We start from the raw sequence: 25,541 nt of genomic DNA on the forward strand, positions 1-25,541 counted from the left end.
GCGCTCCATGGCCCTTAGAACGGCAGCTTCCGCTTCTTGGGTGCGGGCGTCGGCGAGGCGGAGCCGGGTTCGGGCGTGGGGACCGGCTGTTTGATGACGATCGGCTTGCCCGTCGCTTCGTAGTGTTTGGAGTTCAGGTTGTAATCGATGACGTCGGTGCGCATCGACGCATCGCCTTCGCTGGTGCGCACGTGCCCGGCGAGGTGCAGGTTGCCGGTGACGCGGTTGAGGATGCCGCTGTCGGCGATCGCCTTGCGCGCGCCCTGCTCGAAGTGGACGTTCCCCGTCGCGACGTAGATCTTCGCTTTTGAATCGACGTCGAGCTTGTCGCAGGTCAGCGTCGCCGGACCGCCTTTGGCGTACGCGTCGCTGGACTGCGTCGCTTCGGGCGCGTTGCCGTTGTCGTGGATCACGACGTTGCCGATCAGCGTGATCGTCCCGCGCTTCTCGTTGCCGGTTGCGCTGTCGGCGCTGCCGTCGCTCCCCGGCCGCGAGAACACCACCTTGTGCGGCATCTCGAAGTCGCCGTTCTGATGCGTCGTGATCGTGTCGGTTTCGACTTTGTATTCCGGCGTCTGCAGCGTCGAGGTCGTCGAACCCAGCGGGGCCATTGTTTCACGGGGCGCCGCGGGCGCGATCGGTGCTGCGGGCGCGGTCGAGGCCGCCGGCGACGCTTGCGGCGCTGGCGACGCGGCGATCCACGCGACGGCGAACGCCGCGAGCACCGCCGTCGCGACGGGCTTGGGCGCGCTCACAGCGGTTTCCGCCGCTTCGGCGCCGGCGTGGGCGCGGGGATCGGAGCGTTGGGGCCGGCCTGATTCGCCGGCTGCGTCATGACCGCCGGACCTCCGCGGACTTGCGCGTCTTTGGTGTTGAGATTGTAGTCGACGATGTCGGCGGAGAGCGTCGAGCCGTTGTCGCTCAAACGCACGCCGCCTTCGAGGTGCAGATTTCCGCTGTTGCGGTCGAGCACGCCGCGATCGGCAGTCCCGCTGCGCCCGCCCTGCGAGAAGCGTACGTGACCGGTCGCGGTGTAGAGTTTTGACTTCGAGTCGATGTCGAGCTTGTCGCACGTCAGCGTCGCGACGCCGCTGCCGCCGTAGCCGCCCGCGCCGGTCGCCTCCGGCGCGTTCCCGCTGTCGTGCACGACGACGTTGCCGAGCAGCGTCGCGATCCCGCGCTTGTAATTCCCCTGCGCGCGATCCGCGGTCGCATCGGTCCCGGGACGATAGAACCTCACGGCGTGAGGCATCGTGAATTCGCCGGTGTTGAGGTTCGAATTCGTCGTGTCGGTCGCGATCTTGTAATCGCGCGACTCGAGTCCTCCGGCGTCCTGCGCGCTCGCCGGCATGACGGCGCTCACGCTCCAGGCGAGAGCGAGCGGCACGGCGGCGCGAAGCAGGCGGGGGAAACGGATCATGACGATATCTTCAACGCTGCGATGGGCCGCAATGGTGCGCCCTAGAGGTTCATCGATCCGTGGTAGCCGACGCGCTGACCCGTACCGATCGCCACGCACGACATCGGATCCTCGGCGACGATCACCGGAATCCCGGTCACTTCGCCCAGCAGCGTATCGAGGCCGCGCAGCAGCGCTCCGCCGCCGGTGAGGATCACGCCGCGGTCGATGATGTCGGCCGCCAGCTCGGGCGGCGTCTTTTCGAGTACGGACTTGACTGCCTCGACGATCGCCTGCACCGGCTCGGAGAGCGCTTCGCGCACTTCTTCCGAGGTGATCTTCACCGTCTTGGGGAGACCGTTGATCAGATCGCGCCCGCGAATCTCCATCGCGAGCTCCTGTTCGAGCCGGTACGCCGAGCCGATCTTGATCTTGATCTCCTCCGCGGTCCGCTCGCCGATCATCAGATTGTAGACGCGGCGGATGTGACGGATGATCGCTTCGTCGAGTTTGTTGCCGGCGACGCGAATCGACTGCGAGACGACGATCCCGCCGAGCGAGATCACCGCGACGTCGGTGGTGCCGCCGCCGATGTCGACGACCATGTTCCCCGACGGCCCGTCGATCGGAAGACCGGCGCCGATCGCGGCCGCCATCGGCTCCTCGATGATATCGACCGACTTCGCGCCGGCGAGCTTCGCCGCGTCACGGACCGCGCGTTCTTCGACCGAGGTGATCTCGGCCGGGACGCAGATGATCACCGAGGGTTTCGGCCGGAAGAGCGTGCTCAGAAACGACCGCTGACGGGTGACCTTCTTGATGAAGTACCCGAGCATCGCTTCGGTCACTTCGAAATCGGCGATCACCCCGTCGCGAAGCGGGCGGATCGCCTGGATGTTGCTCGGCGTCTTGCCGAGCATCTGGCGCGCCTCCTCGCCGACGGCGAGGGTCTTGTTGGTGCGTACGTCTTTCGCGACCACGGACGGCTCGCGCAGCACGATCCCCTTGCCTTTGACGTAGACGAGGACGTTGGCGGTACCTAGGTCGATCCCGATATCGATGACGGTGACTCCCGGTGGGGGCGCCGTTCGCGCACACGCGGCGGCGCCGCGGCTGATAAACGGCTCACGAGCATTCGGCTCGTGAGCCGTGATTCCTGACCGGCCGGGAATGCCCCCTCGGCGGCGCTACGGAGCGGCCTGAACGCTCGGATACTCGCTGGTTTCGAAGGTCCCGAGCGGTTCGTTGAAGGGAATGATCCCGCTCGACCGCTGCACTTGACCGCCGAGCGATGCGAGGGTCTCTTCGAGCCGTTCGTACCCGCGGTCGATGTACTCCAGTCCGATGATCTCGGTCTCGCCCGCGGCGCACAATCCCGCGATCACCAGCGCTGCGCCGGCGCGGATGTCGGGCGCCTCGACCGGCGCGCCGGAGAGCTGCGCGACGCCCTTCACGAGCGCCGTGTTGTTGTCCCTCGCGACGCGTACGTCGGCACCCATGCGGACCAGTTCGTTGATGTACGAGAAGCGCGCGTTGAAGATCGACTCCTCGACGACGCTCACGCCGGGCGCGGTGCACAGAAACGAGATCAGCTGCGGCTGGAGATCGGTGGGGAAACCGGGATGCGGCGCGGTGACGACGTCGGTGCCGCCCTTCACCGTGTCGGCCTGCACGCGGACCCAGTCGTCGCCCGACGTGACGGTGACGCCGGTTTCGGAGAGCGCGAACTGCAGCGCGTGCAGATCGTCGGGACGCGACTTCTTCACCGTCACGTCGCCGCGGGTGATCGCGCCCGCGATCAGCAGCGTGCCGGCGGCGATGCGGTCGGGGATGATCTCGTACTCGACGCCGTGCAGTTCGCGCACGCCGGTGATGCGGATCGTGTCGCCGCCCTGGCCCGCGATCTTCGCCCCCATCGCGACCAGGAAATTCGCGAGATCGACGACTTCCGGTTCCATCGCGGCGTTGCGGATCAGCGTGTCGCCCTCGGCCGTGACCGCCGCGAGCATCGCGTTCTTCGTCGCGCCGACCGACGGCGTGCGGAACTCGATCTCGCCGCCGTGCAGCCGGCCGTCGTTGCCGTTCGCGATGAGGTACCCGTGGGCGACGGAGACCTCGGCATCGAGCGCGCGGAACGCGGCTTCGTGCATGTCCGTCGCGCGCGTGCCGAGCACGCATCCGCCCGGCAGTGGAACCTCCGCGCGTCCGAACCGGCCGAGCAGCGGTCCGCACAGATCGAACGACGCCGCGAGCTTGCGCACCAGCGTGTACGGCGCGCGGTACTTGTTGACGTTCGCCGCGTCGATCGTGAGGGTGTTGCGGTCTTCCATCGCGACGCGCGCGCCGAGCGCCTCGAGCAGCGACCACATCACCGAGACGTCGGTGATCCGCGGGACGCGATGCAGCGTCACCTTGCCGCGCGCAAGCAGCGAGGCCGCCATGATCGGCAGGGCGGCGTTCTTCGCGCCCTGCACGTCGACGGAGCCTTCGAGGCGTGCGCCGCCGACGACGCGCAGCGTGGTATCGAGCCGATCGAGAACGTTCATGCGACGCTCCACCCGACCAGCGGCTCCAGGGGGAAGGTTTCGTCGTCGTGGGCGCCGCCGGTGAATGTGGCCTGCAGCCCGCCGTCGGACGCCACGCCGATCTGCACCGTGAACGCGCGAGTCCCGTCGACCTCGCGCATCCGCGCGCGTGCGCTCTCGGCCTTCCCCGCGTACCGCCCGCCGTCGACGTCCACGAACCGGATGTTCCCGTCGGGATAGAAACCGAACGCGACGGACTGCTCGCCGGCGCCGGCCCGCGCGAGCTGGGTGAGCGAGTCGGCCCCGTCGGTCAGAAACGCGGGGAGCGAGGAGGGGGGCAGCGGGGGCTCGGCTCCAGGCTCGGCGACGCCGATCGCCTCCCGCGGGGGCTGCGGTGCCGGCCGCTCCGGCAGCGGGGTCCGCTCGTTCTCGAGCGTCCCCCAATGCTCCATCGCCCACACGCACAGACCGAGTGCCGCAAGTTGAACGGCGGCCGCGGCCACGAAGACCCACGGCGAAGTACGCTTCATCCCGAACGGCATCTTCGACGCGCGGGACGATGTTTCTTAGCGTGCGTGCGCGTACACAAGCCGAACACGCCGCTTCCGCCGTGGAGGAACGAAGGTCATGCAACGCAGCATCATCGCACCCGCCGAACGCGTGACGAACCTGCGCTGGGGGATCGCGCTGATCCTCGGGTTCGGCGTTCTCATCAACTACATCGACCGCGGCGCGCTCAGCGTCGCGTCGAAACCGCTCCACGACGACCTCGGAATCGGCCCCGAACAGTTCGGATGGCTCTCGGGCGCGTTCTTCGCGGTGTACGCGATCGCACAGCTCCCCGTCGGATACATCCTCGATCGCTACGGGGTCACGGTGATCTCGCGCATCGGCGCGTTCCTGTGGAGCCTCGCGGCGGCGGCGACGGCGCTCGCGCCGAACTTCGCGGCGATCGTCGGCGCGCGGCTCTTCCTCGGCGTCGCCGAGGCGCCGACGTTCCCCGCCAACGCTAAAGCGACGGGCTACTGGTTCCCGAAATCGGAGCGCAGCTTCGCGACGTCGCTGTTCGACGCCGCGGCGAAGCTCTCGAACGCGATCGGCGTGCCGTTCACCGCGTTCCTGATGGTGCAGCTCGGCTGGCGCGGGATGTTCTGGTCGACTGCGGTGCTGAGTTTGATCTTTTTCGTGCTGTTCTACGTGTTCTATCGCAACCCGAGCGAAGACAAGCGGCTGACCTACGCCGAGAAGAAGTACATCCAAGAGGGCGGCGCCGAGCCCGAGACCGTCGACGGCGTGCGGCCGCGCGGCGCGAGCTACCTGTATCTTCTCCGCCAGCGCAAAGTGTGGGGCCTGACGCTGGGATTCTCGGCGTACGGCTACCTGTTCGGCTTTCTCATCACGTGGCTGCCGACGTACCTGCAGTCGACGTTCGGCGTGAACATCCTCAAAGCGGGCGGCTACGTACTGCTGATCTGGGGCGTCGGAACGATCGCCGACCTGATCGTGGGGGGCTATCTCGTCGACTACTTCATCAAGCGCGGCGCCGATCCGAACCGCGTGCGCAAAACGGCGCTCGTCGCGGGATTGGTGCTCGGCTTCGCGATCGTCGGCGCGGCGTACACTAAAGACATCAACGTCGCGGTCTTCTGGATCACGATCGCGGTCGCGGGGATCTCGTTTCACGCGCCGGTGGGCTGGTCGCTCCCCGCGCTCATCGCGCCGCGCAACAGCACCGGGCAGGTCGGCGCGATCATGAACTGCCTCAACAACGTCGCCAACTTCTTCGCGCCGGTCGTCACCGGCTACATCGTCGGCACGACCGGATCGTTCTACGCGGCGCTCGTCACCGCCGGCGTGATCCTCATCATCGGGATCTTCTCGTACACCGTCATCCTCGGCCACATCGACAAAACGCCGGAACCGGCAGGTGCCTAACGCTCCGGATGCGGTTGTTGGAATAGACCTCGGCACCAGCGCGGTCAAGGTGCTCGCGTCGACGACCGAGGGGCGCCAGATCGCGATCGGCTCGGAGTTCTACGGGCTCGAGGCGCCGCATCCGGACTTCGTCGAGCAGGACGCGGACGTCGTGTATCGCGCGACGATGCGCGTCCTCGAACGCGTCCTCGCCGACGTGCGCCTGCGCGGGAGCGAAGTCGTCGCGATCGGGTTTTCGAGCGCGATGCACGGCGTGCTGTGCGTCGACGACAGCGGCGAGCCGATCTCGCGCGTCATCACCTGGATGGACCGCCGCGCACACGCGATCGCCGACGGCTGGCGCGCGGACGGCAACGGCTCGGCGCTTTACGCGCGGACCGGCGCGCCGATGCATCCGATGCTTCCGGTCGCAAAGCTGCGCTGGCTGGCCGAGAACGACCCGGCGCTCTTCGCGAAAACGCGCCGGTTCGTCGGGCTCAAAGAACTGCTCGTCTTCCGTTGGACCGGCGAGTGGCTCGTCGATCACGGGATCGCATCGGCGACCGGGATGCTCGATCTGCGCACGCGCGACTGGGATCCGCTCGCGCTGCAGCTCGCGCAGATCGACGCGGGGCGGCTCTCGCAGCCGGCGCTGCCGTCGACGGCGCTGCGCACGCTGCGCCCCGCGATCGCGCGCGAACTGCACCTCGCCGAGCGCTGCGCGGTCGTGCTGGCGTCGTCCGACGGGCCGCTCGCGAACATCGGCGTCGGCACGAGCGAACGCGGCGACCTCGCGCTGACGCTGGGGACCTCGGGCGCGGTGCGGATCCTCGCCGACGAGCCGATGCTCGACGCGCAAGGCCGCACGTTCTGCTATTGCGCCGACGACCGGCGCTTCGTCGTCGGCGGCCCGACCAGTTCGGCCGGCGCGTCGCTCGACTGGATCTTCGCGCTGCTCCTCGACGAACTGCCGAAGGATCAGCGTTTCGCGCGCGCAGCCGCACTTGCGAGCGAGATTCCGCCCGGCGCCGACGGTCTGGTGGTGCAGCCGTTCTTCGCCGGCGAGCGCGCGCCGTATTGGCGCAGCACGCTGCGCGGCGCGTTCGAGGGTCTCGATCTCGCGCACGACCGCCGCACGATCCTGCGCGCCGCGTTCGAGAGCGTCGTGTTCGGCGTGTACTCGGTCTACGAAGCGATGCGCGAGAGCGCGGGCGACGCGCAGCGGCTGCTGCTGACCGGCGGTCTCACCAAAGCGCCGCTGGTCCGCGGACTGCTCGCCGACGTTTTCGCGCTCCCCGCGGTGCAGCCGCACCAGCAGGAGGCTTCGGCGTTCGGCGCCGCGCTCGTCGCGGCCGAGGCCGTCGGCCTGATCGGCGACGCGGCGCAGGCCGCGCGCGCGGTCGGCTACGACGCGCCGACCCAGCCGGATCGCACGAAGCGCGACGCGTATCGCACCGCATACAAACGGTTCCGTTCGCTCGTCGACGCGCAGCTCGCGGCGGGCTGAAACCGGACGCCGGTGCGCGATGTCGCACCACGCGTATGCCGGTTCCCGCTCGCAACGGCGTGGTCTACGGAGCGCTCGTCCTGCTCGCGCTGATTTGGGGCTACACGTGGGTTGCGATCAAGGTCGCGACCAACGACGCCTCGCCGCTGCTGGTCGCAAGCGGACGGATCGCGCTCGGCGTCGCGGTGCTGTTCGCGATCCTCGCGGCGACGCGCCGTTCGCTCCGTCCGACCCCGCTCGGCCCGACGATCGTCCTGGGACTGCTGCAGACCACCGGCTGGACGGTGCTGCAGACGATCGCGGTCTCGCTCGGCGGTGCCGGAAAAGTTGCGATCCTCGGCTACACGATGCCGTTCTGGGTCGCGCTGATCGCGTGGCCGTTTCTCGGCGAGCGCATCGCGGGCGCACGCTGGATCGCGCTCGCGCTGGCGGCGGCCGGGCTCGCGCTGGTCGTCTCGCCGCTGGGACCGCGGACGATCGCCGGCGATCTGCTCGCGGTCGGTGCGGGTTTCCTGTGGGCATGCAGCGCGGTGTATCTGAAATGGATGCGCGCGCGCTACGACGTCGACTTGCTCTCGCTCACCGCCTGGCAGATGCTGTGGGGCGTCCTGCCGATGCTCGCGCTGACGGCGATCGTGCCGCAGCACGTCCGCTTCACACCGTCGTTCGTCGCGGCGATGCTGTTCACGGCAGTGCTCGGCGCCGCCGTCGCCTGGTATCTCTGGATGTTCGTCCTCTCGCACTTGCCCGCGGGCGTGGCCGGGATCGCGTCGCTCGCGACACCGGTCGTCGGCGTCGCGGCGTCGGCGCTGCAGCTCCACGAGATCCCGTCGCCCACCGAGATCGCCGGGATGGCGCTCATCGTGATAGCGCTCGCCGTCAACGCGTTCCCGGCGAGCGCATCGCTGCCGCACCGAAAGGCAACGGCCGCGGCCCCCCGGCATCTATAAGGGAACCCGTCCTCGAGGTGCGTCCCGTGTCCCACGTCAGCGGCATCCACTTCCTGCAGATCCCCGGCCCCACCAACGTCCCCGAGCGCGTGCTGCGCGCGATCGACCGCGCGACGATCGATCATCGCGGCCCCGAGTTCCAGCGGCTCTCGCTCGAGATCGCCTGCCTGCTGCACCCGGTCTTCGGCGCACGCGGCCCGATCGTGATCTATCCGTCGTCGGGAAGCGGCGCGTGGGAAGCCGCGCTGGTGAACACGCTTTCGCCGGGCGACCGCGTGCTGATGGCCGAGACGGGCCAATTCGCGACGTTGTGGAGCCGGATCGCGACGCGGCTCGGGCTCGATCTCGATATGATCCCCGGCGACTGGCGCCACGGCGCCGATCCGGACGCGATCGGCGAGCGCCTCGCCGCCGACACGGCGCATGCGATCAAAGCCGTCGCGATCGTTCACAACGAGACGTCGACGGCGGTGACGTCACGCGTCGCGGAGGTACGCGCGGCGATCGATCGCGCGGGACATCCGGCACTCCTGATGGTCGACACGATCTCGTCGCTCGGCTCGATCGAATATCGTCACGACGACTGGGGCGTCGACGTGACGGTCGCGGGGTCGCAGAAAGGCTTGATGCTGCCGCCGGGGCTCGCGTTCAACGCGATCTCGGAGAAGGCGCTCGCGGCGTCGCGCACGGCACGGCTGCCGCGCTCGTACTGGGCGTGGGACGACATGCTCGAGAGCACGCGGACCGGCTGGTTCCCGTACACGCCCGCGACGAACATGCTCTACGGGTTGCGCGAAGCGCTGCACATGCTCGACGAGGAAGGGCTCGCGAACGTCTACGCGCGGCACGCGCGCCACGGCGAAGCGACGCGCCGCGCGGTGCAGGGCTGGGGGCTGGAACTCGTCGCGCTCGACCCGCGCGAGTACTCCAACTCGCTCACGGCGATCTCCGTCCCCGAAGGATTCGATGCCGACGCGCTGCGCGCGACGATTCTGGAGCGCTTCAACATGTCGCTCGGCACCGGGCTCGGAAAGCTGAAGGGACGCGTCTTCCGCATCGGCCACCTGGGCTCGTTCAACGACTTGATGCTGGCGGGAACGCTCTGCGGCGTCCAGATGGGCCTCGACATCGCCGGCATCCCGCACGGCGACGGCGTCACCCCCGCCCTCGCCCAACTCACAAACCCCGCCCCCGCTCTCGCCCTGTCACGCTGATGTGAGGCGGGATCCGGTGCTGGCGTCGCGGGTAGCGGCGCGGCTGCGCGGGGCGATCGCGGGTGACGTGCTCGTCGACCGCACGACGCGCGGGATGTACGCGACGGACGCGTCGATCTATCAGATCATGCCGCTGGGCGTCGTGATCCCGCGCAGCGCCAGCGACGTCGAAGCGACGATCGCGATCGCGCGCGAGGAAGGCGTCCCCGTCACCGCGCGCGGCGGCGGCACCTCGCAATGCGGCCAGACCGTCAACTTCGGCCTCATCGTCGACCTGAGCCCGCACTTGCGCGAGATCGTCTCCCTCGACGTCGCGGCGAGGCGCGTGCGCGTGCAGCCGGGAGTCGTCCTCGACGCCCTCAACCGCGAGCTGAAACGCCACGGCCTGTTCTTCCCCGTCGATCCGTCGACGGCGAGCCGCTGCACGATCGGCGGGATGACGGCGAACAACTCGTCGGGCGCGCGTTCGATCCGCTACGGGATCATGGCCGACAACGTCGCCGGGATCGACGCCGTCCTCGCCGACGGCACGCGTGCGTACTTCGGCGACACCGCGCTCGCGAACGGCACCGCGCCCACCCGGTACCGCGAACTGATCGCGCAGATGCGAAGCATCGCCGCGCGCGAAGCGGACGAGATCGCCGCGCGCGTCCCCAAGGTGCAGCGTCACGTCGGCGGTTATGCGATCCACACGGTCGACCCCGAGCGCGATTTCAACGCGGCGAAACTGCTCGTCGGTTCGGAGGGGACGCTGGCGTTCTTCACCGCGATCGATCTCGCGCTGCAGCCGCTCCCGCGCGCGAAGGCGCTGGGCGTCTGCCACTTCCCGTCCTTCTCCGACGCGATGCGTTCGACCGAGGCGCTCGTGGCGCTCGGACCGGTCGCGGTCGAACTCGTCGACCGCACGATGATCGAGCTCTCGCGCGAGATCGCAGAGTTCGCGCCGATCATGGCCGCGTACGTGCGCGGCGAGCCCGGCTCGCTGCTGCTCGTGGAGTTCGCCGGCGACGAGCCCGCGCCGCTCGCGCAGCGGCTCGACGACCTCGACGACACGATGGCGTCGCTCGGTTTCCCCGGTGCCGTCGTGAAGCTCACCGATCCCGCCCAGCAGGCGCAGATGTGGCACGTGCGCGCGCAAGGGCTCAACATCATGACCTCGATGCGCGGCGACGCGAAGCCCGTCTCGATCATCGAAGACTGCGCCGTCCCTCTCGCGCATCTCGCGGACTACACCGATCGCCTCAACGCGATCTTCGCGCGCTACGGCACGACCGGGACGTTCTACGCTCATGCCTCGGTGGGCTGTCTGCACGTGCGCCCGGTCCTCAACGTGAAGCGCGACGAGGACGTCGGCAAACTTCGCTCGATCGCCGAGGAGGCGTTCGCGATCGTGCGCGAGTACGGCGGCGCGCACTCCGGCGAGCACGGCGACGGGATCGTGCGCTCCGAGTTTCACGAGGAGATGCTGGGCACGCGGCTCGTCGCCGCGTTCCGCGAGATCAAGCACGCGTTCGATCCCGGCAACGTCTTCAACCCCGGCAAGATCGTCGACCCGCCGAAGATGGACGACCGCACCCTCTTCCGCTACGGACCGGAGTACGCGCCGCAGCCGCTCGCGACCCAACTCGACTGGTCGGAGTGGGGCGGCTTCGCCGGCGCGATCGAGATGTGCAACAACAACGGCGCGTGCCGCAAAGCCGACGGCGGCGCGATGTGCCCGTCGTATCGCGTCACCGCCGACGAGCACGACGTCACGCGCGGCCGCGCAAACGCGCTGCGCCTGGCGATCACCGGACAGCTCGGGCCGGACGCGCTGACCTCGGACGAGCTCGACGATGCGCTCGACCTATGCGTCTCGTGCAAAGCGTGCCGGCGCGAGTGTCCGACCGGCGTCGACATGGCGAAGATGAAGATCGAGGTGCTCGCGCAGCGGCGCGCGGTCCGCGGCGTCTCGCTGCGCGACCGCATCGTCGCCGCGCTACCGCACCTCGCGCATCGCGCCGGCGCCTTGCGCCGGCTCGCGAACCTGCGCGACCGCATCCCCGGCTTCGCGCGCGCCACCGAAGGCGCGAGCGGCTTCACGTCGCGCCGCGCGCTCCCGCGCTGGCACGCGACGCCATTTCGCGACGATCGCAATGCAGCGCGGCGCGCAACGCCGTCGAGCGGGAGCGCCGACCGCGAAGTCGTGCTCTTCGTCGACACGTTCAATCGCTATTTCGAGGCGGACGTCGCGCGCGCTGCCGTGCGCGTCCTCGACGCCGCCGGGTACGACGTGCGCTGCGCAGCCGCGCGCGACGGCGCGCGTCCGCTGTGCTGCGGGCGCACGTTCCTCACCAAGGGCGACGTGACGCAGGCGCGTGCCGAGGCGGAACGGACGATCGCGGCGCTGCTGCCGTTCGTGCGGCGCGGCGTTCCCGTCGTCGGGCTCGAGCCGTCGTGCCTGCTGACCCTGCGCGACGAGTTCGTCTCACTCGTTCCGGGCGAGGCGTCACGCGCAGTCGCCGGCGCTGCGCTCTTGTTCGAAGAGTTCGTCGCCCGCGAACTCGACGCGGCACGCTGGGCGCCCCCGCTGCGCACCGAGCCGCGCCGCGCGCTGCTTCACGGTCACTGTCACCAAAAGGCGTTCGGCGCGATGCCGGCGGTCATGCGCGCGTTGCGCGCGATCCCCGGGCTCGACGTCGAGCCGATCGAGTCATCGTGCTGCGGGATGGCCGGGATGTTCGGCTACGAGCGCGAGCACTACGACGTCTCGATGGCGATGGCGGAACCCGATCTGCTCCCCGCCGTCCGTGCCGCGAGCGCCGAGACGCTCGTCGTCGCCGACGGGGTGAGCTGCAAGCATCAAATCGAGCATGGCGCGCACCGGCGTCCGCTGCACGTCGCCGAGGTGTACGCCGGTCTGCTCGAGGCAACGCCGGCGCGCGAATCGCCGGCCGGGGCGGTTAGTGGTGCAGACCGCCCAGCGCGCTGATGATCGAACCGGATTCGAACACCGTGACGGCGATGACGACGACGATCGCGGCGCCAAGGATCATGACCTGGGGACGAACGTTCATGACTTCTCCTGCGTGAGCGTGGCTCTACCCGGACTTGATGACCATCGGGTGATCGACGCCCCGCCTTTAGGGTAGGGCAGGCGTTCCGGGCACGCAGGCGCGAGAAAAGGCGACGCGTGTGTCAGCGGACACATCGCGCGCGGGGAAAATCAGACTCCGGCGACCGCGAGCCGGGCGTTGGCGAAGTCGATCTTCACCTGGGCGCGGCGTTGGGCGTCGAGGTCGCCGCCGGCGCTCTTGTGCTCGTCCTGCGCGGCCGCGAGATCGGCGCGCGCCTGCGCGATGTCGACCTCGTCGCGCGCGAACGCGGCGTCCGTCAGCACCGTCACCTTGCCCGGGAGCGCCTGCATGAAGCCTTCGCCGCAGGCGAGTTCCAGACGCGTCGTCGCACCGCCCTCGCCATGCACGTTCGCGCGCAGCACGCCGGGACGCAACGCGGTGAGGAACGGCGCGTGCGAGGGCAGGATGCCGACTTCGCCTTCGGTGCCGACGGCGATCACCAGCTCCGCCTGGCCGTCGAACTTGACCGCCAGCGGCGTGATCAGTTGGAACGGAATCGTGTTGGGCACGGACTACTTGCGCATCTCTTCCGCCGCGGCGCGCACTTCGTCGATGTCGCCGACGTAGAGGAACGCCTGTTCCGGCAGATCGTCGGCCTTGCCGTCGAGAACTTCCTTGAACGAGCGGATCGTGTCTTCGATCTTCACGTACTTGCCGGAGCGTCCCGTGAACTGCTCGGCGACGAAGAACGGCTGCGAGAACAGGCGCTGCATCTTGCGCGCGCGGCTGACGGTGAGCTTGTCTTCGTCGGAGAGCTCTTCGACGCCGAGGATGTTGATGATGTCCTGCAAGTCGCGGAAGCGCTGCAGCGTCTCCTGCACGCCGCGCGCGACCTGATAGTGTTCCTCGCCGACGATCGCCGGATCGAGGATGCGCGAGGACGACGCCAGCGGGTCGACGGCCGGATAGATCCCGAGTTCCGAGATCGGACGCGAGAGCGCGGTCGTCGCGTCGAGATGCGCGAACGTCGTCGCGACGGCGGGGTCGGTGTAGTCGTCGGCGGGGACGTAGACGGCCTGCACCGACGTGATCGAGCCTTTGTTGGTCGTGGTGATGCGCTCTTCGAGCGCGCCCATCTCCGTCGCGAGCGACGGCTGGTAGCCGACCGCTGACGGCATGCGGCCGAGCAGCGCGGAGACTTCCGAGCCGGCCTGCATGAAGCGGAAGATGTTGTCCATGAACAGCAGCACGTCGGAGCCGAGCTCGTCGCGGAAGTACTCGGCCATCGTCACGCCGGTCTGCGCGATGCGGAAGCGCACGCCCGGCGGTTCGTCCATCTGACCGAAGACGAGCGTCGTCTGCGCGAGCACGCCCGACTCTTTCATCTCGACCCACAGGTCGTTGCCTTCGCGCGTCCGCTCGCCGACGCCGGTGAACACCGAGAAGCCTTTGTGGACCGCGGCGATGTTGCGGATCAGTTCCTGGATGAGCACCGTCTTGCCGACGCCAGCGCCCCCGAAGAGTCCGACCTTGCCGCCGCGCGTGTACGGAGCCATCAAGTCGATGACCTTGATCCCCGTCTCGAAGATCTTCTGCGTCGGGTCTTGCGCCGCGAACGTCGGCGCGTCACGGTGGATCGGCCACATCGCCGCGTGGTTCACCGGATCGTTCGAGTCGATCGCTTTCCCGAGGACGTTGAAGATGCGCCCGAGTGTCCCCTCACCGACCGGGACCGTGATCGACGCGCCGGTGCTGGTCACCGGAGCACCGCGCACCAGACCGTCGGTCGAGCCCATCCCCAGGCACCGCACCTGGTTGTTGCCGAGCTCGCCCTGCACTTCGAGGACGAGATCGCGCTCGGCCATCGCGGTGCCGGCGAGCTGGACGCCCGCGGCGAGATGCGCGCCGGCGCCGTTCGAACCGGCATGGCCGCCGCCGATGTGCACGACGAGCGCGTCGTTGATGTTCGGCAGCGACTCGGCGGGGAACTCGACGTCGACGACGTTGCCGAGAACCTGGACGACCTTCCCGGTCTTCAGAGTCGTGGGGGTGACGGTGGCGCTCACGGTATGTTTCCTTCGGGTGCTTTCAGGGTGGAACCGGGACGGTTCGGCCTAGCCGGCCAGCGCTTCAGCGCCGCCGACGATCTCCAGGATTTCCTTGGTGATCGCGGCTTGGCGGGCTTTGTTCATCTCGACGGTGTTCTCGTCGATCAGTTTCTTCGCGTTGTCGGTCGCGTTGTTCATCGCGATCAACTGGGCGGCGTAGAACGCGGCGTTCGTCTCGAGCATCGCCGAGTACAGCGTAAACTCGAGGTACTTCGGCAGCAGCCGCCCCAGCACGAACTCGGGCGACGGCTCGAACTCGACTGCGCCCTGCACGTTGGTCCCTTTGGGTTGATCGCGGTCGGGCGTGACGGGGAGGATCTGACGCATCTCCGGCCGCTGGGTCATCATGTTGACCAATTGCGGGGAGATCAGCGTCAGCGACGAGATCTTGCCGCCGACGAAGTCGTCGGTGACGCGCTGCGCCAGTTCGCGCGCGTTGGCGAACATGTCGCCTTGCGCGAGCGGCCAGAACTGCAGCGTCGCACCGCGTTGACGGCGCAGCGCGTTGCGGCTCTTGATCCCGATCGCGTACCACGCGAGGTCGCCGTGGTCGCGGCCGTGGATCTCGGCCATGCGGATGAGGTTGGCGTTGAACGATCCGGCGAGGCCTTTGTCGGCGGTCATCAGGATGACGCCGGCCGGCGCGCCCTCGCGCCCGGGCTTCATGAACGGATGGTCGACCGACCCGACGTTCGCCATCAGATCGCGGAGCATCGCCCCAATCGCGTCGGCATACGGACGCGACTGCCTCTGCAGCATCTCCGCCCGGCGAATCTTCGCGGCGGCGACCTGCTTCATCGCCTTGGTGATCTGCTGCGTGTTCTTCAAGGACCGGATGCGGTCTCGAAGATCGCGGACTGACGGCACTAGTCTGCCTCCGCTGCGCTACGGCAGGCAGGTAGCGTCAAGCTTGTTTCGCCGATCCCGCCGCGCGGGCTGGTCGAGGAGATGTGTGGCGTTTTCTTGCGACTCGATTGCGAAGAACTGACGTCTTCGACGATCGCGAAAGATCGCACCGATCGCGCGATCCGCGCGAACTCCACGCGTCGCCCGTCTCGGGCGAATTCCGCAGGGATTCGGCCGAGACTCGCCGTCCCCGCAACGCGGGGCCGGCGCCCCCCCTGCAACAACACCTTCGTACCGTAGCGAAGCGGAGGCACTAAAAGCCCTCGTTGAATTCGTCGATCGCCGCGATCAGCTGCTTCGAGACGTCGTCCGAAAGCGCGGATGTCGTGCGGATCGTGTCGGTGATCGCGGGGTACTTGTCGTGGACGAACGCCACGAACTGGTGCGCCCAGTCCTGCATGCGGTTGGTGGGGAACGCGTCGAGGTAGCCGCGCGTCGCCGCGAACAGCACGATGACCTGATCTTCCATCGGCTGCGGGTCGAGCTGCTTCTGGACCAGGATCGCAGTCATCTTGTCGCCGCGGTTGAGCTGCTGCTGCGTCGCCTTGTCGAGGTCGGACGCGAGCTTCGCGAACGCCGCCAGCTCGCGGTACTGCGCGAGGTCGAGCTTCAGACGGCCGGCGACCGCTTTCGTCGCCTTCGTCTGCGCCGCGGAGCCGACGCGCGAGACCGAGATCCCGACGTCGACGGCGGGGCGAATCCCCTGGAAGAACAATCCTGTCTGCAGGTAGATCTGACCGTCGGTGATCGAGATGACGTTGGTCGGGATGTACGCCGAGACGTCGCCGGCCTGCGTCTCGATGATCGGGAGCGCGGTCATCGAACCGCCGCCCTTCTCGTCGGAGAGCTTGGCGGAACGCTCCAGCAGGCGCGAGTGCAGGAAGAAGACGTCGCCGGGATACGCTTCGCGGCCCGGCGGACGGCGCAGCAGCAGCGAGACTTCGCGATACGCCTGCGCGTGACGCGTGAGATCGTCGTAGATGATGAGGACGTCGCGTCCGGAGAGCATGAAGTGCTCGCCCATCGCGCAGCCCGCGAACGGCGCGATCCACTTCAGCGACGCGGGCTCGGCTGCCGACACGGTGACGATGGTGGTGTACTCCATCGCGCCGTGCTTCTCGAGCGTCTGCTGCAGCGCCGCGACGGTCGAGTTCTTCTGCCCGATCGCGACGTAGATGCAGATGACGTTCTGCCCCTTTTGATTGATGATCGTGTCGATCGCGATCGCCGTCTTGCCGGTGCCGCGGTCGCCGATGATCAGCTCGCGCTGCCCCTTGCCGATCGGGACCAGCGCGTCGATCGCGCGGATACCAGTCTGCAGCGGCTGCTTGACGCCCTGCCGCTCGATCACCGTCGGGGCGGTGTTCTCGATCGTGCGGTACTGGTTGGAGACGATCTCGCCTTTGCCGTCGACGGCCTGGCCCAGCGGGTTGACCACGCGGCCGAGCAGCGCGTCGCCGACCGGAACCGACGCGATGCGGCCGGTGCGGCGCACCTTGTCGCCTTCCTTGATGTCGGTGTCGGGGCCCATGATCGCGACGCCGACCGAGTCCTCTTCCAGGTTCAGGACGATCCCGTTGAGGCCGTTCGGAAACTCGACGAGCTCCGACGCCTGCGCGTTGTCGAGGCCGTAGATGCGCGCGATGTTGTCGCCGACTTCGATGACGGTGCCGATCTCGGCTTCATTCGTCCCCGTCGCGTAGGTGGCGATGCGCTGTTTGATGATTCCGGCGATTTCGTCGGCGTTGATCATGTCGGTTCCATTTCAAGGCGCTCCGCCCCAGGCTCCGCGCCCCCCACGCCTTCGGCGTGGGTCCCCCGCGCGGTGTGTGCGCTCATCGTTTCAGAGAGGGCGGGATTCCCCGAGGGCGCACACGTGAACATTGACATTTAGTTTGTGGACAGCAGGCGGGCAATGTCGTCGAGGCGGCCGGCGATCGTGCCGTCCGCGAGCTTGTCGCCCATCGTGATGCGGACGCCGCCGATCAGCTCGGCGTCGACGTTCTGCGTCACGTCGAAGGCGGTGTGGTAGGCGGAGGAGAGGCGCTGGACGATCGCGTCGAGCTCGGCCTTCGAGAGCTCGCGCGCGCTGCTGACGCGCAGTTCCTGCGCGCCGCGCGCCTCGCGTTCGAGGATGTCGAACTGCGCGACGATCTCCTCGACGAGGTTCTCGCGGCGCTTGCGCACGAGCAGCAGGATCGTGTGCAGCGCGATCGGGTCGAGCTTGTCGAAGGCCTGCCCGACGATCGTCTCCTTCTCGTGACGGTCGACGACCGGCGAGCGGAAGAACTTGCGGACGTCCTCGTCGGCGGCGAGCGCCTCGGTGAAGGTGTGCAGGTCGTGCTGAACGCCGCCGACCTTGCCTGCTTCCCGGGCGAGTTCGAACACGGCGGTGGCGTAGCGGCGCGCGAGCGTCTCGTTGGGCACTACAGCTTCTTCTCCGCGAGGTCCGCAACGGTCCGCTGGACGAGCCGCTCGTTCGTCGCCGCATCGACGCGACCGGACGCCTCCGAGCGCGCCTTGCGCAGGGCTTTTTCGATCAGCTCGACGCGCAGGCGGTCGCGCGCGGCCAGCCGGGCGCGGGCCAGCTCGCCGTCGGCGTTGCGGACGATCCGTTCGGCCTCGGCGTGCGCCGCGGCGATCGCCGCTTCGCGTTCGCGCGTGGCCATGCGCTCGGCGCGCGTGCGAATCTCTTTGGCCTCGCTCTCGGCGCGCTCCACTTCACCCCGCGCGTCGGCGACGTCGGCGCGCAGGCGCTCGCGGCGCGCTTCGGCCTCCGCGAGCTCCGCGTTCTTCGCGGCCTGGTAACTCTTCACGCCGGGCGCGAGGTACTTGTTCCACAGCCACACCATCACGACGACGAAGACGATCGCGCCGACGATCTGCGACCACTGGGCGAGGAGTTCGAGGCTCACGCCGCTCCTCCGATCGCCCGCGAGAGCATCTCGTTCGCGAGCGCGTCGATGAGCTGCGGTTCGTTCGCGCGCGCCGCGTCGAGCTCGGTCGCGACGTCGGCGTGCGCCTTGGTGACGATCTCACTCGCTTTGCCCTGCGCCGCCACGATGATCGCGTCCGTCTCGGCCGAGGCCGCCGTGCGCGCTTTCGCGAGCACGTCGTCGGCTTCGCGGCGGGCCGCCGCGCGGCGGCCTTCGGCGGTCGTGCGGATCGACTTGGCGTCGCCCTGCAGCTGCTCGATGTCGTGCTTGAGCCCGTCGATGTACGCCCGCCGCTTCGCGATCGCCGCACCGACCGGCTTGAAGAAGATCGCGTTGAGGATCGCGAGGAACACGACGAAATTGACGAGCTGAACGATCAGCGTCCCGTCGATACTCAGCATGACGTCCTCCGATCCCCGTTACGCAAGGCCGACTAGTGCCCGCCCGAGACGAGCTTGGTGGCGAGGGGCAGCACGCCGCCGCCGACCGCGAAGAACAGGAAGAAGCCGAGCACCAGCCCGATGATCGGGAACGCTTCCAAGATGCCGACGCCCAGGAAGAAGAACGTGAAGATGTTGCCGCGCGCTTCGGGCTGACGCGCGATCGATTCGACCGCCTTCGAGGCGACGATACCGTCACCGACGGCGGAACCCAGGGCGACTGCCGCGACGATCAGGGCGAACCCGAGGATCAGAACGGCGGCGAGCAGAGCATCAGAACCCACGATGGACCTTTCTAGTGTTCCTCGGACGTGGCCAAGGACAGATAGACGATGGTGAGGAGGGTGAACACGAACGCTTGGATCGTGCCGATCAGGAAGTTGAAGAACTCGATCCCGATCGGTGCGACCGATGAGAGCACGGAGATGTTGAGCGGGCCGACCTGCACGTTCGCGACGATGATCGTCGCGACGACGAAGAGCAGCAGTTCGCCGGCCAGGATGTTGAACGCGAGACGCATCGCCAGGACGACGGGCCGCGCGATCTCTTCGATGAGGTTGATCGGAAAGAGGACCGCGTACGGTTTGAAGAGGTGGGCGTAGGCCTTGATCCCGCTCTTGCGGATCGCGATCGCCTGGATGCTGACGAAGACGGTGATCGCGAAGGCGGCGGTCGTGTTCAGATCGGCCGTCGGCGATCCGCCGAACGGCAGGCCGAGCGCCTTGAGGAACAGGACGCCGAACTCGTTGAGGATCCAGATGAAGAGGAAGATGCCGACGAAGACCGGGACGTAGCCCTCGCCCTTCGGCCCCAGCGTCCCCACCGCGAGATCGGAGAGGAACTGGATGATCCCTTCGAAGGTGGCCTGAGTCTTGCCGACGCGGTTCCCGCGCGTGCGGTACATCGAACCGACCCACCAGAAGAACGCGAGCGCGATGACCATCGCGACCCACGTCGTCAGGATCGTGTCAGCGTGGACCGATCCGAGCACCGGCCACTGCCAGGTCGGATGTTCGCCGATTTGCTCGTGCACTAGGTTCCTTGTCGAATCGATCTGCGGTAGTCGATCGCGTACAACGCGAGCGGCGTGAAGAATCCGGTGAAATACAGCGCGACCGTCCAGAACGATCCGAGGCGGAGGGCGACTGCCACCGGGAGAAGGCCCACCGCGAAGATCCGTACCTGACCGCTGAGGGCGAACATCGCACGTGAGCGGCCGCCTTCGAGCAGCCGTTCGTTGTTGCGCATCACCGCCAACATGTTCAGTACGCCGATCCCCCCGCCGAGCGCGAGTTCGAGCCCCGCGACCGGGTTCCGCACCGTCGCAGATACGACGAGCGGGGTGAGGAAAAGCAGCGTTCGCACGGAGATCAGCCGCTTTCTCGCGTGGTAAGCGCGCAGTTCGGCCGACGGGTCGGCGCCCGTTCCATTGTGCCCGCTTTGGGCGGTCCCCTCCTGGACCTTTCTTGCATCCACGCTCACGACGACCGCAAAAAGGGGCGGAGGGCGGCGGCGATCACCACGACGCCGACGGCCAGTCCCGCGAATAAACCGACGGCGATCCACCACCCGGCGCCGGTGGCGCGCGCGACGAGCAGGCCCAGCAGGAAGCCTCCGATCACCGTCCCGGTGAAGGCGCCGGCCGCGGCCAGCAGCCGGCCGATCATACCGCCGCGAGCGGGTGCGCGAACTCGGCGGGGGCGGGGGCGCCGCGCAGGACGTGCAGGAGGCCGGCGGCGATCCGCTCCGCAGCCCGGCCGTCGCCGTAGGGGTTCGACGCGTGCGCCATCCGCCCGTAGACGACCGGATCGGTGAGCAGCTCGCGGGTCGCGGCGACGATCCGCTCGTAGTCGGCGCCGATCAGCCGCAGGGTTCCGGCCTCGAGCCCTTCAGGGCGCTCGGTCTCGTTGCGCATCACCAGCACCGGCTTGCCGAGGGTCGGGGCTTCCTCTTGGAGCCCGCCGGAGTCGGTGAGAACGAAGCGCGAGGCCGCGACGGCGGCGACCGTCTCGGCATAGTTCAGCGGGTCGACGAGGCGGACGCCGGGATGGCCGCCGAGGACGTGCCGCACGACCGGCGCGACCTGCGGCGAGGGATGGACCGGCCACACGATCTGGGGATGTTCGGGGAAATCCGCGATCGTCGCGACGGCGCGCGCGATCTCGCCCATCCGGCCGTGATTCTCGCGCCGGTGCGCGGTCACGAAGATCATCCGGCGCGCGGGGTCGAGGCCGTCGAGCGACGGCGTTGCGATCCCGCGCTCGCGGACGCGGCGCTCCGTCGCGAGAAACGCGTCGATGACGGTGTTGCCGGTGACCGCGATGTGCGCGTGCGCGGTGCGCTCGGCGAGGAGATTCGTTTTCGCGCGCGCGGTCGGCGCGAAGTGCAGCGACGTGAGCACGCCGGTGAGACGGCGGTTCGCCTCTTCGGGAAACGGCTCGGCGATCGACGAGGTGCGCAGACCCGCCTCGACGTGGCCGACGGGGATCTTCTGATAGAACGCGGCGAGCGCGGCGGCGGTCGAGGTCGTCGTATCGCCGTGCACGAGCACGACGTCGGGACGCCACGAATCGAGCACTTTTTCCATCCCGATGAGCACGCGGGTCGTGATGTCGGTGAGCGACTGCGACTTCGTCATGATGTCGAGATCGATGTCGGGCTCGATCTCGAACAGACGCAGCACGTCGTCGAGCATCTGGCGATGCTGCGCCGTGACGCAAACGATCGCCTCGATCTCCGGATGCGCCTGCAGCGCATGCACGACCGGCGCCATCTTGATCGTATCCGGCCGCGTCCCCATCACGGCCATGACCCGTAAAGGCGCTCCGCTCACGCTGCGCGCCCCCCACGCCTGCGGCGCGGGGCCCCCGGGTCCGAGGTCGCAAGAGGCCGATGTGCAGGGGCACGATCCCGCGGCGCTCGCTCCATCACCAACTCGACGGCGTCACGCGAGCTTCAGCGTGCCGACGCCGCCGGAGAGGAACAGCGCCACCACGCCGAGCGCGATGCACAGCGCGTAGATCAGCAGGACCGCTTGGCGGACGTTGAGGCCGAACCGGAAGATCAGCTGGTGGTGGAAGTGGCCGCGGTCGGCTTCGTAGATCTTCCTGCCCGCGGCGGTGCGGCGCACGATCGCGGCGGCCGTGTCGAGCACGGGGAGGCCGAGCAGCACCAGCGGGACGAGCAGCGAGATCGTGAACGCGACCTTGCTCGCGCCGAGAATCGATACCGTGGCGAAGACGTAGCCGATGAAGAGCGCGCCCGAATCGCCGAGGATGATCTTCGCCGGATTGTAGTTGAACGGCAGAAACCCCAGCGCCCCGCCGACCAGCGCCGCGAGGATCAGCGCGATCTCGGGATGCCCTTGCGAGAGGTTGATGATGAGCAGAAACATTCCGGCGATCGCCGTGAGCCCGGAGAGCAGCCCGTCGAGACCATCGATGAAGTTGATCGCGTTCATCATCCCGAGGTACCACAGCAGCGTCACCGGGATGCTGATGTAGAGTGGGAGATAGATGATCTCACCGTGGTGGAACGGGTTCTGCACGAACGCGATGTTGAAGCCGTACAGCATCGAGATCGACGCGACGACGCCCTGAGCAAGCAGTTTGACGCGCGGGCTCATCCCCATCACGTCGTCCCAGATCCCGACCATGAGGATCAGCGTGCCGCCGAAGATCAGGCCGACGATCGAGTTGACGATGTCGTGCACCTTGCCGACGTCGTCGACATGGTGCGTATTGATGAGGTAGCCCAGCGCCGAGAACAACGCGAACGCGAAGCCGAGGTAGACGGCGATCCCGCCGATGCGGGGTTTGGGCTGATCGTGCATCCGGCGCTCGCCGGTGGCGTCGAGCATTCCGACGTTGAGGGCCAGCCGCCGCACGTACGGCGTCGTGAAGACCGCGGTCGCGAAGGCAAGGACGAGACCGGCGACGATGACGAGAGAGTTCACGCGTTATGCTCGTATCGGCTCGCGAGTGAAGTGTTCCAGAGCGACGCCCGCCTCCGCGAGCAGCTCGCTTGCGACGGCGTCGCGATAGGCATCTGCGTAGACGATCCGTTCGACCCCGGCCGAGATGAGCAGTTTCGAACAGCCGGCGCACGGCTGATGCGTGCAATACGCGGTTGCCCCGGCGAGCGAGACGCCGTGGAGCGCCCCTTGCACGATCGCGTTCGCCTCGGCGTGCGTCGCGCGCAGGCAATGGCCGTCGACGATCATGCAGCCGGCGTCGGTGCAATGGGGGACGCCGCGCGGCGCGCCGTTGTAGCCGGTCGTCAGGATCCGCTTGTCGCGGGTGAGGACAGCACCGACGCGTGCGCGCGGGCAGGTCGCCCGCGTCGCCACCGTCCGCGCGATCTCCATGAAGTACGCGTCCCAGCCGGGACGTTCCACGCCGTGCACCGAGGGAATCTCGTTCGCCGCGCATCTCCGGACGGCCCGTCGCGCGTGCATGAGGAGGCTTGCACTTTCGTAACCGGTCGGTTACCATTGGCTGCGTAACCAACAGGTTTCCAAGGAGCCCGACGTGCCGCTCGCCTCAGCCGGCCGGCGCGCGCGAGCGCACCGCTCGCGCCGCCACGCCGACGATGTCGTCTTCAAAGCGCTCGCCGATCCGACGCGACGCGAGATCCTCGGACTGCTGCGCGGCGGACAGCGCTCCGTCGGCGAGATCGCCGGCAACTTCCGCATCAGCCGGCCGGCAGTCTCGAAGCATCTGCGGATGCTGCGCGACGCGGGGCTCGTGCACGATCGCGCGGAGGGAACCTCGACGATGTGTTCGCTCAACCCCGCACCGTTGCGTCAAGTCGAAACCTGGCTGAGCGACTACACCGCCTTCTGGACGCACAACCTTGCCGCGTTGAAAGCGCACGTGGAGAAATCGACATGATCACTCAGCAACCGGCCATCGTTCAGGAAGTCGCGATGGAGGCCACGCCGGCGGCGATCTTCGCCGCGCTCACCGACCCCGCACAGCTCGTGCAGTGGTGGGGCGGCGACAAGTATAAGGTCGACCGGATGGACGTCGATCTGCGGGCCGGCGGCGCCTGGCGCACCGAGGGCACGGGCGGCGACGGCCATGCGTTCGCCGCATTCGGCGTCTACCGTGTGATCGAGCCGCCGCACACGCTGGAGTACACCTGGAACTACGATTGGAGCGACGGCGATGCGGTCCAGACGCTCGTGCGCTTCGACATCAGCGAACGCGGCAGCGGATCGCTCGTGCGCGTGACGCACACCGGGTTCGTCGATGCGGAGGAGCGCAGCGACCACGACCAGGGCTGGACGTTGGTTCTCGGCTGGCTGCACGACTACACCGCGCGCAACCGCACGGCTTAACCCGACGAACTCGGCACGCTGCTCGTCGATCCGAACATGCGGTCTCCGGCATCACCGAGACCGGGGACGATGTAGCCGTGATCGTTGAGCCGCTCGTCGACCGCGGCGGTGACGACGCGAACGTCGGGATGCACGCGCGCGAGGGTCGCAAGGCCCTCGGGCGCGGCGATGATGCACACGAACACCGGGGCCTTCGCGCCGCGCTGCGCCAGGAGGGACAGCGCGGCCGAGCCGGAGTGTCCGGTCGCGAGCATCGGGTCGAGGACGAACACGTCGCGCTGTCCCAGATCGTCCGGCAGGTTTGCGTAATACGGGATCGCGGCGAGCGTCTTCGGGTCGCGGTAGAAGCCCAAGTGCGCGACGACCGCGTCGTCGACGACGGCGAGAAACCCCGGCAGCAGCCCAAGGCCGGCGCGCAGGATCGGCGCGGCGACCGGACGCGTCGCGATCCGCCGCACCTTGGCAAGCGCGACGGGCGTCTGCAGTTCGAGTTCCGTCTGCGGGAGGTCGCGCGTCGCCTCGTACGCGAGGAGTTGACCCAACTCTTCGACCAGCCGCCGGAATACCGGTGTCGGCGTCGACGCGTCACGCAGACGCGCCAGCCGATCCTGGACGGCGGGATGATCGACGATCAGCGGCTCGGGCACGCTTCCGTTCTTGTGCCGCGATGACGGGCGCCCTGCCGCGGACGCGGGTCAGCCGGGGCGCCACTGCGGGTTGATCCGCGAGACCAGGATCGCGTCGTTCCAGCGGCCGTTCATGTAGAGGTAGTCGCGCGCGTAGCCTTCGACGGCGAAGCCGAGCTTGCGCAGCACGCGGCCGCTGCGCTCGTTGAGCGGATGATAGCTGGTCTCGACACGGTGCAGTTTGAGGACGTCGAAGGCGTAGCCGACCACCGCGCCCGCCGCTTCGGTCGCGTACCCGTTCCCGCCGTGCGCTTCATCCGCCGAATATCCGATTATCGCGGCGTGGATCACGCCGCGGCGGATGTTCCACAGGTTCACCAGCGCGATGAGCGCGTCGCCGTCGCGGGCGAATGCGGCGAAGCGCACGTACTCGCCGTTGCGCGCCGCGCTCTCCGCGCGCTCGCATTCGCGCAGGTGATACGCGAGCGCGTAGAACTCGGGCGGACGTTCGGGCTCCCAACGCTCGAGGTGCGCGCGATTGCGCAGATAGTAGTCGAGGATCGCCGGCGCGTGCCGCACCGAGTATGGCTTGAGGCGCAGGCGATCCGTCGTCACCGGA

28 protein-coding genes are annotated in these 25,541 nt (G+C 68.2%); 7 read left to right on the top strand and 21 right to left on the bottom strand.

Translation table 11 applies throughout. From position 1 onward, the window contains the following. Positions 1 to 14 precede the first annotated feature (14 nt). The 5 genes from WPS_RS17255 to WPS_RS17275 all read right to left on the bottom strand — a co-directional run bounded on the left by WPS_RS17255 (position 15) and on the right by WPS_RS17275 (position 4,454). Positions 15 to 755 carry an LPS export ABC transporter periplasmic protein LptC gene (locus WPS_RS17255; RefSeq protein WP_317995693.1) on the bottom strand — a complete coding sequence of 247 codons (741 nt, stop codon included), beginning with the start codon at positions 753 to 755 and terminating at the stop codon, positions 15 to 17. Continuing rightward, on the bottom strand, positions 752 to 1,420 hold the full coding sequence (locus tag WPS_RS17260; RefSeq protein WP_317995694.1) for an LptA/OstA family protein: 669 nt from the start codon (positions 1,418 to 1,420) through the stop codon (positions 752 to 754). The genes WPS_RS17255 and WPS_RS17260 overlap by 4 nt, the downstream gene beginning before the upstream one ends. Positions 1,421 to 1,461: 41 nt before the next feature. Then, complete coding sequence (mreB, locus tag WPS_RS17265; RefSeq protein WP_317997574.1) at positions 1,462 to 2,460, bottom strand: rod shape-determining protein; 999 nt, start codon at positions 2,458 to 2,460, stop codon at positions 1,462 to 1,464. 126 nt (positions 2,461 to 2,586) lie between these two features. Beyond that, complete coding sequence (gene murA, locus WPS_RS17270; RefSeq protein ID WP_317995695.1) at positions 2,587 to 3,945, bottom strand: UDP-N-acetylglucosamine 1-carboxyvinyltransferase; 1,359 nt, start codon at positions 3,943 to 3,945, stop codon at positions 2,587 to 2,589. Then, positions 3,942 to 4,454, bottom strand: coding sequence for a hypothetical protein (locus WPS_RS17275; RefSeq protein WP_317995696.1), 513 nt, complete (start codon positions 4,452 to 4,454; stop codon positions 3,942 to 3,944). The genes murA and WPS_RS17275 overlap by 4 nt, the downstream gene beginning before the upstream one ends. A 97-nt stretch (positions 4,455 to 4,551) precedes the next feature. On the opposite strand from WPS_RS17275, the gene WPS_RS17280 reads away from it, so the two are divergent. The 5 genes from WPS_RS17280 to WPS_RS17300 are packed head-to-tail and all read left to right on the top strand — an operon-like array spanning position 4,552 to position 12,480. Continuing rightward, on the top strand, positions 4,552 to 5,859 hold the full coding sequence (locus WPS_RS17280; RefSeq protein ID WP_317995697.1) for an MFS transporter: 1,308 nt from the start codon (positions 4,552 to 4,554) through the stop codon (positions 5,857 to 5,859). Beyond that, entirely contained in the window at positions 5,852 to 7,345 is a 1,494-nt protein-coding gene (locus tag WPS_RS17285) for a gluconokinase (protein ID WP_317995698.1), read from the top strand. Before WPS_RS17280 ends, WPS_RS17285 begins: the two co-directional genes overlap by 8 nt. 35 nt (positions 7,346 to 7,380) lie before the next feature. After that, entirely contained in the window at positions 7,381 to 8,295 is a 915-nt protein-coding gene (locus WPS_RS17290; RefSeq protein ID WP_317995699.1) for a DMT family transporter, read from the top strand. A 26-nt stretch (positions 8,296 to 8,321) separates the two neighbouring features. Continuing rightward, the gene (locus WPS_RS17295) at positions 8,322 to 9,509 is read left to right on the top strand and encodes a pyridoxal-phosphate-dependent aminotransferase family protein (RefSeq protein ID WP_317995700.1); all 1,188 of its coding nucleotides are present in this window, start codon (positions 8,322 to 8,324) and stop codon (positions 9,507 to 9,509) included. Position 9,510: 1 nt separating this feature from the next. Further along, positions 9,511 to 12,480, top strand: a complete 2,970-nt coding sequence (locus WPS_RS17300) for an FAD-binding and (Fe-S)-binding domain-containing protein (RefSeq protein WP_317995701.1) — start codon at positions 9,511 to 9,513, stop codon at positions 12,478 to 12,480. Positions 12,481 to 12,714: 234 nt separating this feature from the next. Here the strand turns inward: WPS_RS17300 and atpC are convergent, their stop codons facing one another. The 14 genes from atpC to WPS_RS17370 all read right to left on the bottom strand — a co-directional run bounded on the left by atpC (position 12,715) and on the right by WPS_RS17370 (position 23,360). Next, the gene (gene atpC, locus WPS_RS17305; RefSeq protein ID WP_317995702.1) at positions 12,715 to 13,134 is read right to left on the bottom strand and encodes an ATP synthase F1 subunit epsilon; all 420 of its coding nucleotides are present in this window, start codon (positions 13,132 to 13,134) and stop codon (positions 12,715 to 12,717) included. Between the two features lie 3 nt (positions 13,135 to 13,137). Beyond that, positions 13,138 to 14,604 carry a F0F1 ATP synthase subunit beta gene (gene atpD / locus WPS_RS17310; RefSeq protein WP_405054975.1) on the bottom strand — a complete coding sequence of 489 codons (1,467 nt, stop codon included), beginning with the start codon at positions 14,602 to 14,604 and terminating at the stop codon, positions 13,138 to 13,140. A 75-nt stretch (positions 14,605 to 14,679) separates the two neighbouring features. Further along, positions 14,680 to 15,540: an ATP synthase F1 subunit gamma gene (gene atpG, locus WPS_RS17315; protein ID WP_317995704.1), complete on the bottom strand. Its 861-nt coding sequence runs from the start codon at positions 15,538 to 15,540 to the stop codon at positions 14,680 to 14,682. A gap of 292 nt (positions 15,541 to 15,832) precedes the next feature. Then, on the bottom strand, positions 15,833 to 17,332 hold the full coding sequence (gene atpA, locus WPS_RS17320) for a F0F1 ATP synthase subunit alpha (protein WP_317995705.1): 1,500 nt from the start codon (positions 17,330 to 17,332) through the stop codon (positions 15,833 to 15,835). Positions 17,333 to 17,469: 137 nt separating this feature from the next. Next, positions 17,470 to 18,006: an ATP synthase F1 subunit delta gene (gene atpH, locus WPS_RS17325; protein ID WP_317995706.1), complete on the bottom strand. Its 537-nt coding sequence runs from the start codon at positions 18,004 to 18,006 to the stop codon at positions 17,470 to 17,472. Beyond that, on the bottom strand, positions 18,006 to 18,494 hold the full coding sequence (locus tag WPS_RS17330; RefSeq protein ID WP_317995707.1) for a F0F1 ATP synthase subunit B family protein: 489 nt from the start codon (positions 18,492 to 18,494) through the stop codon (positions 18,006 to 18,008). The genes atpH and WPS_RS17330 overlap by 1 nt, the downstream gene beginning before the upstream one ends. Next, positions 18,491 to 18,916, bottom strand: a complete 426-nt coding sequence (locus WPS_RS17335; protein ID WP_317995708.1) for an ATP synthase F0 subunit B — start codon at positions 18,914 to 18,916, stop codon at positions 18,491 to 18,493. Before WPS_RS17335 ends, WPS_RS17330 begins: the two co-directional genes overlap by 4 nt. 32 nt (positions 18,917 to 18,948) lie before the next feature. Further along, positions 18,949 to 19,239, bottom strand: coding sequence for an ATP synthase F0 subunit C (gene atpE / locus WPS_RS17340; protein ID WP_317995709.1), 291 nt, complete (start codon positions 19,237 to 19,239; stop codon positions 18,949 to 18,951). 11 nt (positions 19,240 to 19,250) lie between these two features. Beyond that, positions 19,251 to 19,988 carry a F0F1 ATP synthase subunit A gene (gene atpB / locus WPS_RS17345; protein WP_317995710.1) on the bottom strand — a complete coding sequence of 246 codons (738 nt, stop codon included), beginning with the start codon at positions 19,986 to 19,988 and terminating at the stop codon, positions 19,251 to 19,253. After that, positions 19,988 to 20,320, bottom strand: coding sequence for a hypothetical protein (locus tag WPS_RS17350; protein WP_317995711.1), 333 nt, complete (start codon positions 20,318 to 20,320; stop codon positions 19,988 to 19,990). Before WPS_RS17350 ends, atpB begins: the two co-directional genes overlap by 1 nt. A 113-nt stretch (positions 20,321 to 20,433) precedes the next feature. Next, a complete protein-coding gene (locus WPS_RS17355) occupies positions 20,434 to 20,622 on the bottom strand; it encodes a hypothetical protein (protein WP_317995712.1) in 189 nt (62 codons plus the stop codon). Then, entirely contained in the window at positions 20,619 to 21,764 is a 1,146-nt protein-coding gene (gene wecB, locus WPS_RS17360; RefSeq protein ID WP_317995713.1) for a non-hydrolyzing UDP-N-acetylglucosamine 2-epimerase, read from the bottom strand. The genes WPS_RS17355 and wecB overlap by 4 nt, the downstream gene beginning before the upstream one ends. Before the next feature lie 135 nt (positions 21,765 to 21,899). Continuing rightward, positions 21,900 to 22,910: an MraY family glycosyltransferase gene (locus tag WPS_RS17365; protein WP_317995714.1), complete on the bottom strand. Its 1,011-nt coding sequence runs from the start codon at positions 22,908 to 22,910 to the stop codon at positions 21,900 to 21,902. 3 nt (positions 22,911 to 22,913) lie between these two features. Continuing rightward, the gene (locus WPS_RS17370) at positions 22,914 to 23,360 is read right to left on the bottom strand and encodes a deoxycytidylate deaminase (protein WP_317995715.1); all 447 of its coding nucleotides are present in this window, start codon (positions 23,358 to 23,360) and stop codon (positions 22,914 to 22,916) included. A gap of 124 nt (positions 23,361 to 23,484) precedes the next feature. Between WPS_RS17370 and WPS_RS17375 the strand changes: the two genes are divergently transcribed. Continuing rightward, complete coding sequence (locus tag WPS_RS17375) at positions 23,485 to 23,847, top strand: ArsR/SmtB family transcription factor (RefSeq protein ID WP_317995716.1); 363 nt, start codon at positions 23,485 to 23,487, stop codon at positions 23,845 to 23,847. Continuing rightward, on the top strand, positions 23,844 to 24,296 hold the full coding sequence (locus WPS_RS17380; protein WP_317995717.1) for an SRPBCC family protein: 453 nt from the start codon (positions 23,844 to 23,846) through the stop codon (positions 24,294 to 24,296). Before WPS_RS17375 ends, WPS_RS17380 begins: the two co-directional genes overlap by 4 nt. Here the strand turns inward: WPS_RS17380 and upp are convergent. Together upp and WPS_RS17390 are read right to left on the bottom strand one after the other, a co-directional pair. Beyond that, a complete protein-coding gene (gene upp / locus WPS_RS17385; protein WP_317995718.1) occupies positions 24,293 to 24,943 on the bottom strand; it encodes a uracil phosphoribosyltransferase in 651 nt (216 codons plus the stop codon). The two genes, WPS_RS17380 and upp, sit on opposite strands and share 4 nt — an antisense overlap. A gap of 48 nt (positions 24,944 to 24,991) precedes the next feature. Then, on the bottom strand, positions 24,992 to 25,537 hold the full coding sequence (locus WPS_RS17390; RefSeq protein WP_317995719.1) for a GNAT family N-acetyltransferase: 546 nt from the start codon (positions 25,535 to 25,537) through the stop codon (positions 24,992 to 24,994). Positions 25,538 to 25,541 lie beyond the last annotated feature (4 nt).

Origin of the sequence: Vulcanimicrobium alpinum, assembly GCF_027923555.1 — a bacterium.
GTDB classification, from domain to species: domain Bacteria; phylum Vulcanimicrobiota; class Vulcanimicrobiia; order Vulcanimicrobiales; family Vulcanimicrobiaceae; genus Vulcanimicrobium; species Vulcanimicrobium alpinum.

Bases quoted from the DNA above. Each gene is read 5' to 3' on its own strand.
- wecB (WP_317995713.1), bottom strand. From the start codon at position 21,764: ATGGCCGTGATGGGGACGCGGCCGGATACGATCAAGATGGCGCCGGTC.
- WPS_RS17260 (WP_317995694.1), bottom strand. From the start codon at position 1,420: ATGATCCGTTTCCCCCGCCTGCTTCGCGCCGCCGTGCCGCTCGCTCTC.
- WPS_RS17280 (WP_317995697.1), top strand. From the start codon at position 4,552: ATGCAACGCAGCATCATCGCACCCGCCGAACGCGTGACGAACCTGCGC.
- murA (WP_317995695.1), bottom strand. From the start codon at position 3,945: ATGAACGTTCTCGATCGGCTCGATACCACGCTGCGCGTCGTCGGCGGC.
- atpA (WP_317995705.1), bottom strand. From the start codon at position 17,332: ATGATCAACGCCGACGAAATCGCCGGAATCATCAAACAGCGCATCGCC.
- WPS_RS17335 (WP_317995708.1), bottom strand. From the start codon at position 18,916: ATGCTGAGTATCGACGGGACGCTGATCGTTCAGCTCGTCAATTTCGTC.
- WPS_RS17355 (WP_317995712.1), bottom strand. From the start codon at position 20,622: ATGATCGGCCGGCTGCTGGCCGCGGCCGGCGCCTTCACCGGGACGGTG.
- WPS_RS17380 (WP_317995717.1), top strand. From the start codon at position 23,844: ATGATCACTCAGCAACCGGCCATCGTTCAGGAAGTCGCGATGGAGGCC.
- WPS_RS17290 (WP_317995699.1), top strand. From the start codon at position 7,381: ATGCCGGTTCCCGCTCGCAACGGCGTGGTCTACGGAGCGCTCGTCCTG.
- WPS_RS17275 (WP_317995696.1), bottom strand. From the start codon at position 4,454: ATGAAGCGTACTTCGCCGTGGGTCTTCGTGGCCGCGGCCGCCGTTCAA.